18 protein-coding genes are annotated in these 18,625 nt (G+C 65.8%); 11 read left to right on the top strand and 7 right to left on the bottom strand.

The window, feature by feature from the left end:
* The first annotated feature begins 55 nt into the window (after nucleotides 1–55).
* Together C8N44_RS02955 and C8N44_RS02960 are read left to right on the top strand one after the other, a co-directional pair.
* The gene (locus C8N44_RS02955; RefSeq protein ID WP_107974684.1) at nucleotides 56–955 is read left to right on the top strand and encodes a polysaccharide deacetylase family protein; all 900 of its coding nucleotides are present in this window, start codon (nucleotides 56–58) and stop codon (nucleotides 953–955) included.
* On the top strand, nucleotides 952–1,881 hold the full coding sequence (locus C8N44_RS02960) for an isoaspartyl peptidase/L-asparaginase family protein (protein ID WP_107974685.1): 930 nt from the start codon (nucleotides 952–954) through the stop codon (nucleotides 1,879–1,881). Before C8N44_RS02955 ends, C8N44_RS02960 begins: the two co-directional genes overlap by 4 nt.
* Nucleotides 1,882–1,954: 73 nt before the next feature.
* On the opposite strand, the gene C8N44_RS02965 is transcribed toward C8N44_RS02960, so the two are convergent.
* On the bottom strand, nucleotides 1,955–3,136 hold the full coding sequence (locus C8N44_RS02965) for a glycosyltransferase family 4 protein (protein ID WP_107974686.1): 1,182 nt from the start codon (nucleotides 3,134–3,136) through the stop codon (nucleotides 1,955–1,957).
* Nucleotides 3,137–3,543: 407 nt separating this feature from the next.
* Between C8N44_RS02965 and C8N44_RS02970 the strand changes: the two genes are divergently transcribed.
* Nucleotides 3,544–4,440 (top strand): hypothetical protein, encoded by an 897-nt coding sequence (locus C8N44_RS02970; protein WP_107974687.1) that lies wholly within the window; start codon nucleotides 3,544–3,546, stop codon nucleotides 4,438–4,440.
* A 13-nt stretch (nucleotides 4,441–4,453) separates the two neighbouring features.
* Here C8N44_RS02970 and C8N44_RS02975 read toward each other — a convergent pair whose 3' ends face one another.
* Complete coding sequence (locus tag C8N44_RS02975; protein ID WP_107974688.1) at nucleotides 4,454–5,866, bottom strand: oligosaccharide flippase family protein; 1,413 nt, start codon at nucleotides 5,864–5,866, stop codon at nucleotides 4,454–4,456.
* Between the two features lie 263 nt (nucleotides 5,867–6,129).
* Between C8N44_RS02975 and C8N44_RS02980 the strand changes: the two genes are divergently transcribed.
* Both C8N44_RS02980 and C8N44_RS02985 read left to right on the top strand, forming a co-directional pair.
* Nucleotides 6,130–6,909: a class I SAM-dependent methyltransferase gene (locus C8N44_RS02980; protein ID WP_158273989.1), complete on the top strand. Its 780-nt coding sequence runs from the start codon at nucleotides 6,130–6,132 to the stop codon at nucleotides 6,907–6,909.
* Nucleotides 6,906–8,078, top strand: a complete 1,173-nt coding sequence (locus C8N44_RS02985) for a glycosyltransferase family 4 protein (protein ID WP_107974690.1) — start codon at nucleotides 6,906–6,908, stop codon at nucleotides 8,076–8,078. The genes C8N44_RS02980 and C8N44_RS02985 overlap by 4 nt, the downstream gene beginning before the upstream one ends.
* Here C8N44_RS02985 and C8N44_RS02990 read toward each other — a convergent pair.
* Genes C8N44_RS02990 through C8N44_RS03005 form a run of 4 tightly spaced genes read right to left on the bottom strand, consistent with a single transcriptional unit; the run spans nucleotide 8,069 to nucleotide 11,944 of the window.
* Nucleotides 8,069–8,968 (bottom strand): sulfotransferase family protein, encoded by a 900-nt coding sequence (locus C8N44_RS02990; RefSeq protein ID WP_107974691.1) that lies wholly within the window; start codon nucleotides 8,966–8,968, stop codon nucleotides 8,069–8,071. The genes C8N44_RS02985 and C8N44_RS02990 overlap by 10 nt on opposite strands.
* Before the next feature lie 9 nt (nucleotides 8,969–8,977).
* Entirely contained in the window at nucleotides 8,978–10,132 is a 1,155-nt protein-coding gene (locus C8N44_RS02995) for a glycosyltransferase family protein (RefSeq protein ID WP_107974692.1), read from the bottom strand.
* Nucleotides 10,129–11,106, bottom strand: coding sequence for a glycosyltransferase family 2 protein (locus C8N44_RS03000; protein ID WP_107974693.1), 978 nt, complete (start codon nucleotides 11,104–11,106; stop codon nucleotides 10,129–10,131). The genes C8N44_RS02995 and C8N44_RS03000 overlap by 4 nt, the downstream gene beginning before the upstream one ends.
* Nucleotides 11,099–11,944 (bottom strand): family 16 glycosylhydrolase, encoded by an 846-nt coding sequence (locus C8N44_RS03005; protein WP_308421201.1) that lies wholly within the window; start codon nucleotides 11,942–11,944, stop codon nucleotides 11,099–11,101. The genes C8N44_RS03000 and C8N44_RS03005 overlap by 8 nt, the downstream gene beginning before the upstream one ends.
* Before the next feature lie 32 nt (nucleotides 11,945–11,976).
* Here C8N44_RS03005 and C8N44_RS03010 point away from each other — a divergent pair, with 32 nt between their 5' ends.
* Both C8N44_RS03010 and C8N44_RS03015 read left to right on the top strand, forming a co-directional pair.
* Nucleotides 11,977–12,930 carry a glycosyltransferase family 2 protein gene (locus tag C8N44_RS03010; protein WP_107974694.1) on the top strand — a complete coding sequence of 318 codons (954 nt, stop codon included), beginning with the start codon at nucleotides 11,977–11,979 and terminating at the stop codon, nucleotides 12,928–12,930.
* A 282-nt stretch (nucleotides 12,931–13,212) separates the two neighbouring features.
* Nucleotides 13,213–13,902 (top strand): sugar transferase, encoded by a 690-nt coding sequence (locus C8N44_RS03015; protein WP_158273990.1) that lies wholly within the window; start codon nucleotides 13,213–13,215, stop codon nucleotides 13,900–13,902.
* 9 nt (nucleotides 13,903–13,911) lie between these two features.
* Here the strand turns inward: C8N44_RS03015 and C8N44_RS03020 are convergent, their stop codons facing one another.
* On the bottom strand, nucleotides 13,912–14,157 hold the full coding sequence (locus C8N44_RS03020; protein ID WP_107974696.1) for a hypothetical protein: 246 nt from the start codon (nucleotides 14,155–14,157) through the stop codon (nucleotides 13,912–13,914).
* 254 nt (nucleotides 14,158–14,411) lie between these two features.
* On the opposite strand from C8N44_RS03020, the gene C8N44_RS03025 reads away from it, so the two are divergent.
* The 4 genes from C8N44_RS03025 to C8N44_RS03040 all read left to right on the top strand — a co-directional run bounded on the left by C8N44_RS03025 (nucleotide 14,412) and on the right by C8N44_RS03040 (nucleotide 18,610).
* Nucleotides 14,412–15,353, top strand: a complete 942-nt coding sequence (locus C8N44_RS03025) for a lysylphosphatidylglycerol synthase transmembrane domain-containing protein (protein ID WP_158273991.1) — start codon at nucleotides 14,412–14,414, stop codon at nucleotides 15,351–15,353.
* An 83-nt stretch (nucleotides 15,354–15,436) separates the two neighbouring features.
* Nucleotides 15,437–16,168 carry a TylF/MycF/NovP-related O-methyltransferase gene (locus tag C8N44_RS03030; protein WP_107974698.1) on the top strand — a complete coding sequence of 244 codons (732 nt, stop codon included), beginning with the start codon at nucleotides 15,437–15,439 and terminating at the stop codon, nucleotides 16,166–16,168.
* Nucleotides 16,169–16,188: 20 nt separating this feature from the next.
* Nucleotides 16,189–16,959, top strand: coding sequence for an acyltransferase (locus tag C8N44_RS24020; protein WP_146178795.1), 771 nt, complete (start codon nucleotides 16,189–16,191; stop codon nucleotides 16,957–16,959).
* Nucleotides 16,960–17,029: 70 nt separating this feature from the next.
* Nucleotides 17,030–18,610 carry an ArnT family glycosyltransferase gene (locus C8N44_RS03040; RefSeq protein ID WP_107974700.1) on the top strand — a complete coding sequence of 527 codons (1,581 nt, stop codon included), beginning with the start codon at nucleotides 17,030–17,032 and terminating at the stop codon, nucleotides 18,608–18,610.
* The last annotated feature ends 15 nt before the right edge of the window (nucleotides 18,611–18,625 follow it).

Consider the following 18,625-nt stretch of genomic DNA (forward strand, 5'->3'; position numbering starts at 1 on the left):
GTTGCCTCCGGATAAGCGAGAGCTTTCCCTGGAGAAACCGTGCACTGAGGGCAGGATGAGCGAACCGCACGAATGGGACGAGGCCACGTGGCGGGGTCTTGTCGACCAGGTCCGCGCCGGGCGCAATCTGCTGCCCGCGAAATGGCCCGGCGGCGCACGCTGCGCCGTGGCACTGAGCTTCGACAGCGATCACGAGACCAACGAGCTGCGCGATGGCGCAACATCCATCGCCCGGCTCAGTTGGGGCGAATACGGGGCGCGGCGTGGCATTCCCCGCATAAAGAAGGTTCTCGACCGCCACGGCGCGCGGGCAAGCTTCTTCGTGCCCGCGGTTTCGGCGCTGCTGCATCCCGAGGAGCAGGAGATGCTGGTCTCGGAAGGGCACGAGATCGGGCTGCACGGCTGGATCCACGAGCGCAACACCGCCGTCCCCGGCGATGCCGAGCGGGACCTGATGCTGCGCGCCGCCGATACGCTGGAGAAGATCACCGGCGTACGTCCTCAAGGGATGCGCACGCCCTCCTGGGACTATTCCCCGGTGACGCTCAAGATCGCGCGCGAGCTGGGGCTGCTCTACGACAGCTCGCTTTTTGCCGATGACGACCCCTACGAGATCCTCGACCACGGAGAGCCGACCGGCATGGTCGAGCTGCCGGTGGAGTGGATCCGCGACGATGCCGTCTACTTCATGATGAACCGCTTCGGCGCACAGCGCCCCTATACCCCGCCAGAGGACGTTCTCGACATCTTCAGGCGCGAGTTCGAAGGGGCCTATGCCGAGGGCGGACTGTTCCTGCTGACCATGCATCCGCATATCACCGGCTACAGGTCGCGGATCTTCATCCTAGATGAACTGCTGTCCCATATCGGGGCGAAGGGCGATTGCTGGATCGCCACACATGCCGAGATCGCGCGCTACTGCGCCGACCAGGCCGGACTGGAGACACTCTCATGAGCGGATATTCCCTTGCCATCCACGGCGGCGCCGGAACCATCCTGAAATCGAAGATGACGCCCGAGAAGGAGGCCGCCTACCGGGAGGGCCTGTCCACGGCGCTCGAAGCGGGCGAAGCCGTGCTGCGTAAGGGCGGCAGCGCCATGGATGCCGTCGAGGCCGCGGTCTGCGCGCTCGAGGACGAGCCGCTGTTCAACTCCGGGCGCGGGGCTGTCTATACCAGCGCCGGTGCCCAGGAGATGGACGCCTGCGTCATGGACGGGCGCGACCGCAGCGCCGGCGCCGTGGCGGGTATCTTCGGGCCGAAGAACCCCATCCGCCTGGCCCGCGCGGTGATGGAGCGCACGCCGCATGTGCTGCTGATCGGGCCGCGCGCGCTGGAGCTGGCGCAGGAGGCAGGGCTCGAGTTCGGCGACCGCGACTACTTCTTCGACCAGAAACGCTGGGACGCGCTGCAGAAGACGATGCAGATGCGCGAAAGCGGCGAAGAGGATGACGACCCCGCCCGCCGCCACGGCACAGTGGGCGCGGTCGCGCGCGACCGTGACGGCAACCTTGCCGCCGCCACCTCGACCGGCGGCATGACCGCCAAGATGCCCGGCCGCATCGGCGACACGCCGATTCCCGGGGCCGGCACCTTTGCCGACAACGCCACCTGCGCCGTCTCGGCCACCGGCCATGGAGAGGTCTTCATCCGCTACACCGCGGGGGCCGAGATCGCGGCGCGCATGCGCCACCTGGGCGAAACGCTGGAGCAGGCCGCCCGCCACGTGGTGATGGAGGATCTCGCGCCGAACGATGGATCGGGCGGTCTCGTGGCCGTGGATTCGGAGGGCAACATCACGCTGCCCTTCAATTGCGAGGGCATGTACCGCAGCAGCGTCCGCGAAGGCAGCGACCCGGAGACGGCCATCTACGCGGAGTGACCGGACCACCGGCCCGACACATCACGCGTCCCGGATGCGGGCATGCCCTGCCCCATCCGGGCCCAAAGCAAGTTCAGGCGATCGTGGTCTTGCCGCAGGGATCCCGCTCGCGATTGTAGGGCGTTTCAAGAAGCCGAAGGTAGAAGTCTTCGAGCTTGGCGTCCCGCTCGGAGGCGCAGAAACGCTCGCGCGCGGTCTCGAAGGCCGCCGTGGACATGGCCTCGACCCGATCCCGGTCCGCCATAAGGTCGCTGAGGTGCGCCAGAATCCCGTCGCCCACGTCGGCCGCGGTCTCGAGCAGGATCCGAGAATATTCGTCCCCGTCGTGATCATGTTTCCACAGAGGAGCCCAGACCCCGTTCGCATTGACTGGTACATCGACGAGGAACCCGGTCTCACCGTGAGAGATCAGCTCGGGCAGCGCACAGCAGGCGGTGCCGATGACCGGCACGCCCATCGCGAAGGATTCGATGACCGAATATCCATAGGTGTCCGACAAGGTCGGCAGCAGGCTCACGTCGACGGTGCTCATGAGCGCGAGGAGCTCCTCGTTGGCCATCTTGCCATGGTGCTGCACGTTCGGCAGGTCGATAGCCGAGAGCAGATCCTCGGCGAAGTCGAGGTTGCTGGGGTCGGTCCAGACGCCGCTGCCCGCGCCCATCGTCATGTCCGACACGATGTGAAATTCGATCGGCAGGCCCTCGTCATGGGCTCTGCGCGCGGCATGAAGAACGGAAAGCCCCCCTTTCCGCATGAAGTGCCCGCCCACGAAAATACATCGAAGGGTCTTTTCCTCGCGACGGTCCTTCCTGGGGCGGGTCTCCGGCACCTGGATGTTGGGGTGAATCGGATTCGTCAGCTTTTCCTGCAGCACATCGAAATAGGGACCGCCGCGGTGCTGGTCGAGAAACAAGCGGCGCGCGAAGTTCGAGATCGGCACGATCGCCCGGCACTTGGGATCGGCCAGGCGCCTGGAGAAAAAGCGGAAGGCGGCGCTGTTCTCGTAGCCGAAAAGGCGCGGCAGGTGGCTCTCGAAGGTGATGACGAAGGGCCGGGGGCCGACCGGAATGCGGTTGAAGGTGGCCACCAGATCCGCGTCGAACGTCGGCGTGAACAGCGCCACCTCGAGCGGCTGCCACAGCTTGTGGGCGGGAAGCCACTTCCGCGTGACAAGGCGCACATTCGTCGGGGTTCTGGGCGTGTTGAACTGCGCAGGATAACCATAAGGCCGCAGAACTTTCGGAGATCGTGTCATAATTCGGTCCGATCGGTCTCTGAAAAGTATCGGTAAGAAAAAAAATCAAGATATGTCTCTGAGCGTATCGCATCGCCCGCACTGGCAAAAGCAGTTTTCGGCCCGAAAACTGCCGCGGCGAGCGTTCTCACAGACTCTGCGCCCCTTTTCGGCAGGAATCCTCTGAGAACGAGACCATCGCTTGTTCGCGATGCACAAGCACATCCCAATGCCGAGGCATGCTGCCTCCGCGCGCATCATCCCATGATCGCCCGCATGCTTGAGACCAGCCAACTGCACTCTCGCGTCGCTTGCGCCTCCGGTCCGCGCAAAGCTAGAATACCGTATTTTCAAGCCTCGCCGGTGGTCGGCCCTGCACGGGCCATGACGTCACCGGACATTTCACATCAGGTACCAGGTTTATCTTCATGGCGAATTCCCCCGATCCCACAGTCATCTTCATCGCGGGCGAAGGGCGGTCCGGCTCGACCGTGCTCGACCGATGCATCGGCACCGTCGAAGGCGCCGCGTCCTTCAACGAGATGCACGAGATCGTCCACCAGTATCAGCGCAACAAGAAGCGCTGCAGCTGCGGCGTCTACCCCCAGGACTGCGCCTTCTGGCGCGAAGTCCTCGCGGACCCCGAGCTTGCCGCGGCGCTGCCCGAACTCGTCGACGGGTTCGAGCGCTACGATGGCTCTCGCCATACGGTGAAGCTGCTGCTCGGCGCCTATGGCAAGGCCGACCGCGAGCGCCTGACACGCTACGGCGCGCTGACGGCGCGGCTTTATCGGCGGATCGCCGAGGTGGCGGGAGTCTCGGTCATCGTCGATTCCTCGAAAAACCCGTCCCGGGCGCTGATCCTGAAGCGCTACGCCGGGCTCGACGTCTGGTGCCTGCACCTGGTCCGGAACCCGGTCTCGGTGGCCGAATCTTGGCGAAACGGCAAGGGCGCCATGGACGACAACCTGCCGACCTACACCCAGGGCCAGACCTACAAGCGCTGGATGCTGAAGAACCTGGCCTGCGAATCCCTGCGCCTGACCATGCCGTACAAGCGTGTGCGGTTCGAGCAGTTCACCGCCGCGCCCCAGGCCGGGCTGACCGAGATCAAGCAGTGGACTCCGGTGCTGCGCGGCCGTTCGGACGGTTTCGCCAGCGAATCCGAGGTGGATTTCGGCCCGTTCCACAGCCTGCAGGGCAACCCCGACCGCTTCGAGAACGGGCGCGTCACGATCCGGGCGAGCCGGGCTCGGCCGCTCGCCGACAGCGGGCTTTCCTGGGCGCAGCGCAACCTCGCCACGCGCTACGGCTACGGGGCCTGATCCGGTCCCGGTCTCAGCCGTTGAGCGCGGCGACCGCCCGCCGCAGGGTCGGGATCTGGGGCAGGATCGCCAGCGCCCATGAAAGGGGCAGCGCGGCGCAGGCGAGGCCGAGCATTTGCCAGCCACCGAAGACCTGCGCGCAGTAGGACATCACGGCCCAGGACACCGCCGAGGCTGCCGCTGCAATGGCCATCGAGCCGAAGACCGCCCGCTGCCTGACCGGGGCCACCTGCTGCGTGAACCAGACGTAGCGGGGAAGGTAGACGAGCGAAAAGACCGAGATCACGATCGAGACCACCTCGATCCCGAAGGGCACGGCGGCGGCAACGGCCAGGGTGCGCAGGATCGCCCTTTCGCTGACCATCCAGAGCCGCAGGCGCGTCCGGTCCATGGCCTGCAGCATGACCCCGGCGCTGCCGGTTGCGACCTCGATCATCATGCCCGGCGCAGCCAGCGCGAAGATCACCGCCGCCTGTCCCCAGGTGTCCGATAGCAGGAAGGGAAAGAGGTTGGCCGCGCTGCCGGCGAGGACAGCCATGGGGGGGAAGACCGCGACGGCAAGCAGCAGGCAGCTTGCCACGTAGACCTCGGCCACGTCCTTGAGATCGCGCTGGACCTTCGTCATCCGGACGTAGACCACCTGCGAGACCGGACCTGCCACGGCGTTGCGGGGCAAAGTCAGGAAGCGCTGCGCCATGGAGAAGAGGCCCACGGGCACGGCGCCGAGGAAGGCCCCGACCAGCAGCACCGGCCCCTGCCTCTGCGCGCTGAAGATGAGCGAAACGCCGACGTTGTCGCTGGCAAAGCGGATGTGGTTGCCAAGCGGCGTGAAGTTGCGCGGCGCGCCCGCGCGGAAGCTGCTGGAGAGCATGGTGCCGATGGTCTGGACGCCCGCGAGCACGATCTGCTGCGCCACCAGCGACCACACGCCGGCGCCCATCACCGCGAGGATCAGGACCGTCGCGATCCCCAGCACGCCGGCCACGGTCCGGATCAGCGCCAGCCGCGGGAACTGGCCGTCCTTTTCCATCTGGGCGCCAGCGACCGCCGAAAGCGCATTCAGGAAGGGCAGCGTCGCCAGCACCGCCACGAGCCCCAGCAGCGGCGGGCGGTCGAAGAGGGCCGCCCAGACCGGCGCTAGGGCGGCAAGCACGATCGACAGGGCCGCACCGATACCGGTCAGCAGCCAGAACACGCTGTTCCACTCGGCGTGATCGTAGGCCGTCTGACGGATCAGCGACCGGCCCATGCCGGCGTCGCTCAGCATCTGGGCGAAGATGACGATGCTCATGGCGATGGCCATGTCGCCGAACTCCGAGGGCGTGAGGAAACGCGCGACAACCGGAAGAACCAGGACCTGCGAGAGCGCAAGCAGGGTGCGCGACGCGCTCAGGGAGCCTGCGTTGACGAGAAATGTCTTTGCCATCGATTCGTACCGCTACGACCCTGTCACCTTGCACTCGTCACGCGCTGGCGCGGACACTCGTGCGTTACTAGGGCAACAGCTGCATCGGTCGTCAACTGCGGCATGTCCGACCGGACGACTCTTTGTGAGGGTGCAACTTTTTCTTGCCCGACCTCGCCAATTGACGACAATATCCCTGTGTCCGCCCAATTTTCCGGGCCTTCGTCGTGATGGCACGACGCCGAATTTTATTGAATGCGCATTTAGTCCCCTGGTGTTTTGGTATGCTACATATTCGACATGAAGATTATGACTCGCTGGAACGGTCCTCCGAACTGACCAATCCGAAACCGGCGGAAACCGCGGATGCGGCCGCCTCCACCGACACCTATGCCCTCAGGTTCGCCGGACGCTGGGGCGCCTGGCTTCTGAGCGTCCAGGCAGCGATCATCCTCGCCATGCTGCCCGACAAGCGCGAAAGCTCGGTGCTCGACGTCGGCGGCGGCCACGCCCAGATCGCGCCCGTGATGCGCGAAGAGGGCCACGATGTCCGCGTCATGGTCAGCGAAGAGGCCTCGACCGAGCGTCTTCTGCGCTCCGGTGTCCCGGCCGGGGACATCTCGGTCGGCTCGCTCATGGACCTGCCCTTCGCGGACCGCAGCTTCGACGCGGTCGTGTCGCTGCGCATGATGGCGCACGTCAAGGATCCTGCCGGCTATGTCGCCGAGCTCTGCCGTGTCGCCGATAAGGCCGTGATCCTCGACTACACCTGCAACCAGGGCGTGGGCCGAATCGGCACGTGGTTCTACCTGCCCAAGCGGCTGATCGAAGGCGACACCCGACGCTACAAGATCAGCGGCCGGGCCGAGATCGCCGAGATGCTGGAACGCAACGGTTTCGTCATCGACGAGCATCAGGGCCAGTTTGCCCTGCCGGTGGTGGTGCACCGCAAACTGAAGAACCCGAAGATTTCGAGCGCCATCGAACGCGTGCTGGCACCGCAGGCGCGGCGCTACGGCAACCCGGTCCTGCTGCGCGCGCGTCGGGCAACGGAGACCGCATGAGGATCCTGCTTCTCGCCCCCCAGCCCTTCTTTGTCCCACGTGGAACACCGATCGCCGTCCGGGCGCTGCTGCAGGTGCTGACCTCGCAGGGGCACAGGTGCGACGCCATCACCTTTCCCGAAGGCGAGGATCCGCAGATCGAAGGATGCCGTATCCTGCGCATCCCCACCCTGCCCGGCACCCGCAACATGCCCCCCGGCTTCTCGGCCAAGAAGGTCATCGCCGACATGGGGATGACCTGGCTTGCCTTCCGGCAGATGCGTCGCGAGCGCTACGATCTTGTCATCGGGGTCGAGGAAGCCGCCTTCATCGCCATGATGCTGCGCCCGGTTTTCAAGGTGCCCTACGTCTACGACATGGACAGCTCGATCCCCGAGCAGATGGACGACAAGTTCGGGCTGCCGGCCTGGCTTCGCAACGGGATCGCGCGGGTCGAGGGGCGCGCTGCTCGCAAGAGCATCGGCGCCCTGACCTGCTGCCGCGCGCTTCAAACGACGGTGGAATCCTACGCGCCCGGCCTGCCCGTGCAGACGATCGAGGATGTCTCGCTGATCGAGACGCCGGGCGAGCCCCCCGCCGACTGCCGCTTCGACGAACCCGTGGTGATGTATGTCGGCAACCTGGAGGGCTATCAGGGCGTCGACCTGCTGATCCGCGGCTTTGCCGAGGCGCTGGATCAGGGCCGCCGTGCCCGTCTGGTGATCATCGGCGGGACCGATGCGCATGTCGCTGCGCATGCGGAGATTGCCCGCGAGTTGGGCGTGCAAGACAGCGTGAGCCTGCTTGGCCCCCGCCCGGTCGAACGTATCGCCGATTACCTCGGGCAGGCCGATATCGTGGCCTCGCCCCGGACGCAGGGTCGCAACACACCGATGAAGGTCTATTCCTACCTCGACAGCGGCAAGCCGTTGATCGCCACCCGGCTGCCGACGCACACGCAGGTGCTCGACGACGAGATCTCGATGCTGGTAGCGCCCGATGCGGCGGACATGGCGCGGGGCCTCGGCGCCCTGCTCGATTCCCCCCAGTTGCGCGACCGGCTGGCGGCCAGCGCGAAACAGCGCGTGGCGGCCGAGTTCAGCCCCGAGGCCTACCGGCGCAAGCTCACGGGGTTCTTCGACCGCCACATCATGCCGCAGGTCGCCGGGCGCGCGAAGGTTCAGGCATAGCCCAGCGACGAGAGCCAGTGATTGAAATTGGCGGGCGCGGCGGCAAGCTCGCGCTCGCTGACCGTGTTGCGCCACTTGCCGATGGACGAGGTCGAGATGGCCCCCGCCACGCTGGCGTGGTGCTTCAGGCGTTCGACGTCGCCCATCGGGCCGACACTGGTCGACAGCATCGCCGGATCGAAGTCGAGCCGCGCCCAGTCGAAAACCTTGCCGAAGGCGGCCTCGGGGTCGGCGACGAGATCCTCGTAGCGCATCTGCAGCACGTTCGGCGACCAGCGCGCCAGCCGCGCGCAGGAGGCATTCGCATCGCCCCAGCGGCGCGCGGCGCCTTCAAAGGACCCGATCAGCCCGGAATCGCGATAGGACAGCGCCACGTCGCGCCCGTCCCGGACCAGCCAGAGGTAGCGGGCGTCCGGAAACCTCTGCGCGATGGAGGGCAGGTGGTAGGTGTTCCACGGGGTCTTGTCGCCCCAGCGCTGCGCGCCCGATCCGCTCTTGCAGGCGAGATAAAGGTAGAAGGCCTCGATCAGCGAGCGCAGGCGGCGGGGCCTGAGATGCTGCGCCTCAGTTGCGAATTCATCGAGGTTCGGCAGGCCGAAGGTGGGCCAGTGTTCGTGCTTTTCGAACTGGGCGCAGAAAAGCCAGACTCTTTCGCGCCACGACAGCATCATGGTCCGGGGCCAGAGCTCGATCAGTTCGCCCAGCACGTAGGTTTCGGGCGGAATGTATATCTGCCCCGAGGCCATCAGGATGCGACGCACCAGCGTGTTGCCGCTGCGCCCGGAGCCCACGACGAAGAGCGGCGCATCCTCACTCGCGGGGACAAGGCGGAGCCGGGGCATCGCGAAGGAATTGTACCGGCGAACGAGGTTTGAGGTGGTCCTGTACATGCGCGCGTCCTATCCGGTCAGGCCGGCCATGCGCCGGCGGTAGTGGCCCGTGAGCTTGCGGGCGACGGAAATGGGGCCTGCCGAGGCATCGCGGCGCGAGGTCACGCCGCGGTCCGCGATGATCCGCTCCAGCCGGGGGCCGATGGTCTCGCAGGCATAGTGGTCGATCATTTCCTGCCGGACGCGCGCCGCGCGCTGGCGGGCGGCGGCGGGGTTCTCGGCGATCCGATCCACCGCCGAGGCGACCTCGTTTGGCGTGCAGTACTGCGCCGCCTTGCCGAAGGTCCGTTCCAGCCGCGGGTCGAGCAGCAGGGGACGCCCGCAGAGCGCCGCCTCGACCACGGTCCGGCCAAAGGCCTCCTCGAAGCGCGGGTGGTAGAAGTAGACGAAGATGTCGAGCGAGTTGAGGAATTCGGCCACCGGTTCGGCGCCGAAGGCCACCACGTCCCAGCGGTCCGGATGGGCGCCAAGCTCTCGCAACGTGTCCACTGGGCAGCCAAGCACCCGCACCCGCAGGTTCGGCCCCGCCGGATAGGCCGCGTCATTGGCCGCCGCAGTTCCGGGAAACTTGAGCGGGTCGGCGCGGCTGTGCCGCCCGATGGTCAGCGGTGCATTCCCCGAGAAGGGCGCCCGGGTCACCTGCCAGCCGGCGACATCGAAGATGTTTGGCCAGTCGACCGAGGTCTGGCGGATGAAGGGCGCGAAGGCCGCGAGCTGCGCGCGGACAAGCCCCGAAACCGGCGCGAACCAGGCCTGGACGCCCAGGGCCGCGCGGGCCCGCCGGACGGCATCCGCGGGGTTGTACTCGACCGAGCCATCGGGTCGGAACGGCGGATGATGTGCGACGATCACGGCGCGCTCCGCCGACAGCCGGGCGCTTTCCTCAATGCCGCGGGAAAAGACCAGCGGGTGATGCAGGAAGGCGACCCGCCCATGCGCGCGGCAACCGGGCGACAGCAGGGTGACGCCCGGCAGGTCGGCCAGCGCCAGCGCCTTGGGGTTCGGCGCGTCGCGCGTGTCGTCGAGATAGGCGGACCGCACGAAGAGAAGCCCGACGTCGGCCCCGAGAGCGGACAGCGCCTGCACGTCGGCCACCAGCGCGGCCGTGCTGCCGCCGGAAAAGCGCGCGTCGGCGACGACAAGACAATCGAAGGACCGCGTCATGCCTTGCCCATCCCGGTGCGGCGCCGCAGGCGGCTCAGAAACTCGGTCGTCAGGCGCCCGATCAGGTCGAGACAGACCTTCGGAGGCGCCCAGAAACAGCGCGCCGCGGCGATTGGATCAGCCGCGCCCTTGGCGTCGATGAGACGGCGCCACGCAAGCTTGCGACGCTGTTCCAGAAGATGCGCCTCGATTGCGCGGCGGACGTCGGGCGACAGACCCGGGCGCGCCAGCATGGCGCGGTCGGCGGCGGCCAGGTGGGCGTGCGCCTCGGTCGGGTGCCGCCCCGAGAGAGACGAGCGCCGCACTGTCGCGACGTAGCCCGCAGGGCCGGTAAGCAGGAAGCGGGCGCCGTCGAGCAAGGCGTTGGCATAAAGCACGTAGTCCTCGCCCAGCCGGATGCGCGTGTCGTAGCCAAGGCCACGGCGCTCAAGAAAGCGGCGCGACATGAGGGGCTTCAGGAATCCCATCTCGCGCCGTCCGCCATGCCCCGTCGAGAGATTCGACAGCACGAACTCGGCGGGGCCCAGCGCCTGTGTGCCAGAAACACCTCCCAACATCGCCCGCCGCTCGGACGCGGGCGCGCCCTCGTCCACCTTCCAAAGATCGTCCGCCGCGAAGTCCGCATTCCGGCTTTCAGCCAGTTCGACGAGCAGCGCCAGGCGCTCCGGCTCCATCCAGTCGTCGGAATCGAGCACCGTGATCCAGGGCGCACCGCTCTCGGCGATCGCGCGGTTGCGCGCCGCGGCCGGCCCGCCGTTGCGATCCTGGCGCAGAAGCGTCAGTCGCGGATCCCGAGCGGCCGCCCGCGCGACAATCGCCGCCGTCGCGTCGGTCGAGCAGTCGTCGACCACGATCACCTCGACCGGCACGCTCTGGGCAAGGGCAGAATCCACGGCCCGCATGATGGTCGTCTCGGCGTTCCACGCGGCGATGACGACGGTCACCCTGGGATCGGCAGAGCCCCGGTCAGTCATTGACCTTCACCGCGTCCATGTCCCCGTCCGAGCACATCGGAGCATCTTCGCCCGGCGGACTGTAGGAAATGCAGTGATAGGTGGCGACGCTTTCGGTGTCGTCATCGGCCGAGCCCGACCAGCCGGCCTGCCCGCGCCCGCCGGTCCAGATGTTGATGTAGATGCGGCCGGGAATGTCGGGGATCGCGCGATCCGCGGCCTCGACGCGCAGCAGTTCGCGCCCGTTGGCGTACCAGACAAGCCGGTCGGGCAGCCAATCGAGCGTGTAGATGTTGGGTCCGTCGGCGGAGTCGAAACCGAGGTCGACCCATTCGCCCGGGAGCTTCTCGCCCTTGGCGAAGCGGTTCACCCAGACCTTCGTCGTGTCGCGCCCGAGAAACTCGAAGTCGATCTCGTCGTGCGGATCGCCGAAATAGGGTCCGGTGTAGGTGAAGAAACTCGAGATGACACCGTCACCGCGCCCGGCGGTCATGACCACCTCGTAGCGCCCGAAATGCGTGCGCCGAATACGCTGAAGCTCTCCGCCGAGGAAATCCTTGCTGGATTCATCGGGCGCCGGGTAGAGGCGCAGCTGCAAGGGCGATTCCCGTATCCCGTCGCGGGTGACCGCGTTGCGGGACCATGCCGTCCGGTAGTGCGAATCCCCGACCGCGAAATTGCTGATCCGCCAACCTTCGGGCAGCTGCCCGCCTGCGTCGAATTTTGATAGAAAGGCCCCTTCGGGGGCAGCAGTGACCGGTGGAGGCACGAATGCGAGGGTGACCCCGCACGCAATTCCGAATATCGCCTTACGGCGCAACGACAGAATTGTCTTACGCAAAACGCTAAGTATCATCATCTAAAAAACCGTGGCTACAATAGGATCCGAGTATGACCGAAAACGACGTCATGGCAACGGTCATTGTCGCCGCGTGGTGCGCCGAGGACCGTCTCGCGCGAAGTGTGCACAGCGCATTGTCACAGGACCTGCCCTCGATCGAGGTGATCGTGGTCGACGACGCCTCGCCGGACGGGACCGCGCAGCTGGCGCGACAGATGGCGGAAGCGGATCCGCGGATCCGGGTGGTATCGCTGGAGCGCAACGGTGGCCCCGCCGTCGCCCGGAACGCGGCCATCGACATCGCGCGCGGGAAATGGGTCGCGGTTCTCGACAGTGATGACGAGATGCGCCCCGGTCGCTTGGCCGGATTGACCGCTGCCGGCGAACGTCTCGGCGCCGATTGCGTCTACGACGACCTCCAGCCCGTCGATCCGGCGGGCCAGGACCTCGGGCCAAGCCACCTTGCCTCCCTGAATATCGCGCAGCCCGAACAATGGACGCTGGAGCGTTTCCTTTCGGGCTGCGGGGCACGACCCGGTCAGGCGGCGCTAGGCTACCTGAAACCCGTGATCCGGCGCAGCTTCATCGAGAAGACCGGCCTGCGCTACGATCCCTCGCTGCGCAACGGCGAGGACTTTCACCTCGTCGCGGAGTTGCTCGCGCTTGGCGGGGCGCTCTGGTTCGTCCCGGGTGCCGGCTATCTCTATACCCAGCGGGACGGCTCGATCTCGCGGCGGCTGGACCTTGGTCATGCCCGCGCCCTGACCGCCGCCGACAGCGCCTTCTGTTCGCGCCACGCCTCCTCGCTCAGTCCCGATGCCCGGCAACTCATGCGGGCGCGGGGCCGGAACCTCGCCGACATGATCGCGGTCGAGGCGGCGATCAACGCCATCAAGACCCGCCATTACGGCAAGGCCGCGGCCACCTTGGCCACCCGCCCCTCGGCCATGGTGCGACTCGCCGGGAAGGTGCGGGACAAGCTCGCGATTCGCTCAACCGCGTGATTCGCGCGGCACATGGCTTTGGCTTGCCCTAAAATCGGTCATAAATGGGGTAAAATCAGGGCGCCGGTCAAAGTCGCATCGCACATTTTGTGGTGATACAAGAAATTTGCACACCATATGGTTATGTGAAGTAATTCACATTGATCTGTACAGGAAACTGTTAACACATTCTTACCGACCTTGCCGGTGTCCGTGAACGTTCGGTCTTTTTTGTAAGGGTCACATTCTATGATGAGGGGGCGCTTATTTAGCCCCCGATTACTTTTGATCTCGGGGGCCAAAATGAGTCATCAGACCAACACGAGTGTGGAGGGCGGCGACGACCTTGCCGCTCCTCCGAGCCCACGCAAGTTGCACATTGCTCTGAAACGCACGATGGATGTCATCATCGGCTCGACGCTTTTTGTTTTCGCGCTGCCGCTGATGCTGCTGATCGCCGGGCTTATTGTCGCCCGCGACGGCGCCCCGGTGCTTTATGTTCATGAACGCATCGGCCGGAACGGGAAACCGTTCGGATGCCTCAAGTTCCGCACCATGGTCCGGGACTCCCAGGCGCGGCTGGACGACCTCCTCGCGCGTGACAGCTTTGCCCGGCACGAGTGGGAGCAGAAGCAGAAGCTCAGGAACGATCCCAGGATCCTGCCCTGGATCGGACCGCTTCTGCGAACTTCGAGCCTGGACGAGCTGCCGCAACTCTGGAACGTGCTGCGCGGGGACATGAGCCTGGTCGGACCGCGGCCGGTCGTCTGCTCGGAACTCAGCCGCTACGGGCTGGCGCAACACCTCTATACCTCGGTACGGCCCGGCCTGACCGGCCCCTGGCAGATCGGCGAACGGTCGGAAGGGGAATATGACGACCGCATCCGCACCGACGTCGACTACGTCCGCAACTGGTCGTTGCGACAGGATTTCATGATCATCCTGAAAACTGCGGAGATCGTTCTCTCGGGAGGGTCGAAAGGCGCTTACTGAGCCGAGACGTCAGCCCTTGGCCGACCGGGGATTGCCGACCACGCCGGAGTCGGCCTTTCCGTCGGCATCCTTCTTCCGACGTTCGGCCCGCGTACTGCGGACCTGGGCGACAACGATGGTCAGGACGGCGCCGGCCAACCAGAGGAAGAGAAGATAAAGCCAGAAGGGCATGGAGACGAAAAATGTCAGCACGACGGAAAGCACCGCGGCACACGCGTACCCCAGCAGAATGACTTTGATGTTGTTACCGATCATCTAGACTTCCCCTTCCGCGTGGGCTTGCGGCCCCTTGCGCTGACGAAAATCACCTGCCGCCAGCGACAAGCGAGTTACCCATAAGACGCGCCACACAGAACTAATTTTTGAACATAGAACAGTTTCAGCACAGGTCGAGAACTGAAATGCAACAGGGGAATTTCGGCAATACTGAGCCGCCGAATGGGCCGGCAATGGCAAAAGCTCGCCATGCGGCGCCCAAGTCACGTTTTCGGACTTGGGCGCTTCGGTCTTTGAAGGTTCTGATCGTTGCCGTCCTGATGATCTGGATCGTGCGCAATGCCGATACCGAATCGGTGTTCTCGGCGATGCGGCAGGCGAACCTGCCCCTCGTCGTGCTCGCGCTCGCGATGCAGGTCCTGGGCGCGGCGATCATGGCCGCGCGATGGCGGCTGCTCCTGCAGGTTCAGAATGTCTCTCCCAGCTTCGGCTACCTCTTCACCTCGACGGTGAGCGCGTTCTTCTTCCGGCAATTCCTGCCGTCGGTCGTCGGTGGAGACGCGATCCGCAGCGTGGCGGCCTGGCGCGCCGGTGCCGATCCGGGCTTTGCGGCACTGTCGCTTGTCGCCGACCGGCTGTTCGGCCTCCTTGCCCTGCTGCTGTTCCTGATCGGCGCGTCCTTCTTCATGATGCAGATCGCCGCCGACCTTCCCGGTCTCTGGGGCGGCTTGGCCGCCGCCGGAGCCATCGTCGGTGGTGGACTGCTGTTCCTCATGGCGCCGGGAAGCATCCGCCTGCCGGCAAGGACCCCCGCAAAGCTCGACAGGATCGTGCGCGCGACGCGCGTCTTTGCAGGATCGCACCGGATCGTGCCGGCCTGCCTCGGACTATCGATCCTGCTGCAGGTCAACGTCGTGACCTTCTACTGGGTGATCGGCCATGCGCTTGGCCTCGAGGTCCCCTACGCGGCCTATTATGTCATCGTTCCGATCGCGATTTTCGTCATGATGGTGCCATTTTCGATCAATGCCATCGGCATTCGCGAAGTGATATTCATATACTTGCTCGGAGTGTGGGGCGTGGATAGCGACCTCGCGCTCGCATTCGCCTGGGCCGAATTCGGCATCATCCTCTGTGCAGGGCTGCTCGGGGGAATTGTCTATATGACCCACAAGATGCCGGCCCGGATCGATATTGAAAGGTCCGGAGCAGAGACTCCGGCGAATGCCACCTGATTGATTTGCCCGGGTCAGCCGACAGCTTGTCGTGCCCCCGTACCATATAGAACGACGACATATTTCGACCGAAAGGCATTGTCATGCGCGTCAAGTCAGCCATTGAAAACGTCCTGCGAACTTCGCCCCCGCTTTATCGCCTGGGCTCGCGGATCTATCACAAGATGAACCCCGAATTCCGCACGCTGAGCCCGGGTGCGCCCGGCGCGATCCGCAAGGCCTTCGAACTGGGCCTCGTGGACAAGGATGCCCGCACGTTCGAGGGCGACTACCACGAGTTCGGTCTCTTCCGCGGCGGTACCTTCCTCGCCACGAGCCAGATCCTCGACGAGATGGGCCTGCAGGACGTGCGGCTCTACGGCTACGACTCCTTCGAGGGGCTTCCCGAGGCCACGGGCATCGACGCCGGCGACACGCGCTTCTTCGAGGGGCAGTTTGCCTGCTCGCGGCAGGATGTCGAGGCCAACCTCAAGGCGCACGGGATGGACATGTCCCGCGCGGTGCTGGTCGAAGGCTTCTACGAGGACACGCTGACCGAGGAGCTTCATCAGCAGCATCCCTTCCGCCCGGCCTCGGTCGTTCTGCTCGACTGCGACTACTACTCCTCCACCATCTGCGCGCTGAACTGGCTCGACCGCTATATCCGCGCGGGCACCGTTCTGCTGTTCGACGACTGGTTCAGCTACGGCAGCGATCCCGACCTGGGCCAGCCCAAGGCGCTGGATGACTGGCTTGCCGCCAATCCCCAGTGGAAGGTCGAGCAGCTTGACGATTTCGAGGCAAACGGGCGCGGCTTCATCGTCCGCAACAGCTGAACGCAGCGGGGGAACCGGACGTGACACAGTCGACCCACACGCCCATGTCCACGAGACCGGCTGAAAAGGACCGCGTCGTGGACATGCTCGGGTCCGAAGCCTCGGCGCTGTCGAAGTACCAGTCCGTCTTCGTCGGGCGCGAGGGACTTCTGGCGACGCTGAAGTACGACCTCGTGATGATGCTGGCTTCGGGCACGCGCGGCGCGCTCGGGCTGGCGCTGCGCAAGACACTCTACCCCGGCCTCTTCGGCCGGATCGGGGCGGGCGTCACCTTCGGGAGGGCGATCTCGCTGCGGTGTCCGGGGCGGATGTCGCTGGACGACAGCGTGATCATCGACGACAACTGCTCGCTCGACGCGCGCGGGGCCCGCACGCCGGCTGAATTCACCATCGGCGCGGGCACGCTCGTGGCCCGCGACACCATCCTGCTGGTCAAGCAGGGCTACCTGCGGATCGGCGAAAGATGCTCGATCGGCAGCCAGTGCTTCCTCGGCGCCGTCTCGGGCATCGAGATCGGGGATGACACGATCATCGCCGGGCAATGCTACTTCGGCGGCGGGCGCTATCGCACCAAGCTGGGTGCGGGTCCGATGCAGCAGCAGGGGCTGACGACGCGCGGACCCGTGGTGGTCGGCAGCGACGTCTGGATCGGCGCCGGGGTCAAGATCCTGGACGGGGTCCGGATCGGAGACGGGGCGATCATCGGCGCAGGCGCCGTGGTCACTTCGGACGTCGCGCCGAACACGATCGTCGGGGGTGTCCCGGCCCGGACGATCGGCGAAAGGACCTGAGGAAGCCGGAAATGACCATAAGTACCGAAATTTCCGGTCCCTCGTCAGGGGACCCCCGCGGTGCGCAGCCGTGACCGGCGAGATCAGCCGATCGCGCTTGTCGCTGCACGTGACGGCGCTGCTGATCTTCGCCTTCGCGGCGCTTCTCCGTGTCGGATTGCTGAACGCCCCCGGGGAATTCGACGAGTTTTACCACCTGCTCGCGGCGCGCGGCCTCATGGACAGCGGAGTGCCGCGGATCCTTGACGGTGAATACTGGCGCGGGGCGCTTTTCACCCGAATGGTCGCGGGGCTTTTCCATCTGACCGGGTCCGAGGACCTGCCCGTCGCCCGGGTGATTTCGGTCATCGCGGGTTCGCTGATCCCGGTCATGGTGTTCCTGTGGATCAGCAAGGTCGTCGGCACCGGGACCGCTGCGCTTGCGACGGCCTTCACCCTCTTCTGGCCGCAGGGCATCCTGGAATCGCAACTGGCCCGGTTCTACGCCCTGCATGTGCTGACGTTCCTGCTCGGGGCGGCCGCGTTTTACCTGCTGGTGGCGGGCGGCGTCTCCTCGCGGCTGATCTATGCGGCGCTGACGGCACTCGGCTGGACGCTCGCTATCCATTTCCAGATCAGCGCCGTCATCGGCGTCGGTGCCGCCTGCCTCGGCGGGATCTTCGTGCTTGTCATGCGCCAACGGATAAACCCGGCCGCGACCCTGCTGCTGTTGAGTCCGCTGATCGTCCTCGGCATCATCGCGGCGGTGGCTCTCGACGCGGCCAGCGTGCTTGCGAGGGCCTGGGAGTTCTACCGCTGGACGCCGGTGCATTCCGAACATCTGCGCAACTACTACGCCTTCTATTTCCAGCAGTTCGAGACCTGGTACGGCCTGATGTGGTTCGCGAGCCTCGCGCTGGTTCCGCTGGGTTTGCGCGCCAACCAGACGCTCGCCGTCTATTGCGCCACGATCTTCGTACTCTGCTTCCTGGCCCATTCCTTCGGGGGCATGAAGTCGTTGCGCTACATGTCCTACGCGACTCCGTTCCTTTTCGTGAACTGGGCCCTCGGCGTCCGGGTTCTCGTCGGCGTCCTCACCCGGCGCTTCTCGCCCAGGACGCGCAACACGATACTCGTCCTGAGCGGAATCCTGGTGGTGGTCGCCACGCTCTTCGTGCCGCGATCGCTGCAGCTTGCCTCGGGTGAGGGTCTGCCGGACCGTGGCGACTGGCGCGATGGCGCCGAGATCGTCGGCGAATGGCTGGAGGAAGCGCCCTTCATCGTCACCACCCGCGAGTTGCACCAGATCGCCTACCTCGGCGACTACGATGTCCTCTTCAGCGAAAGCCGCCGGTCCGAACTCAGCCCGCCCGAAGATTTCGGGGTGGATCCGCGCACCGGCCGGCCCGTGGTGGGCACCGAGGACAACATTATGCTGGTGATCCGCTGCGTGCCCGACGGGCTTCTCGTGACATCGCCCGACTGGTGGTACGACGCGGGCTTCAACGAGCTACTCGGACGCCAGATGGATGCCGAAGGTATCGTGTTCGACATCCGCGAAGACGACGCGATCACCGCGATCCGCTGGCACCGTGACGACGATACCCCCGCCGCCTGCGAGACGCTGCCGCGCGCGCTCCGAACCACGCCGCCGGAGGACGTGATCCCCTGAGGCGCGCGGCGCCCT

The sequence above is a fragment of the Allosediminivita pacifica genome (genome assembly GCF_003054175.1).
Classification (GTDB): Bacteria; Pseudomonadota; Alphaproteobacteria; order Rhodobacterales; family Rhodobacteraceae; genus Allosediminivita; species Allosediminivita pacifica.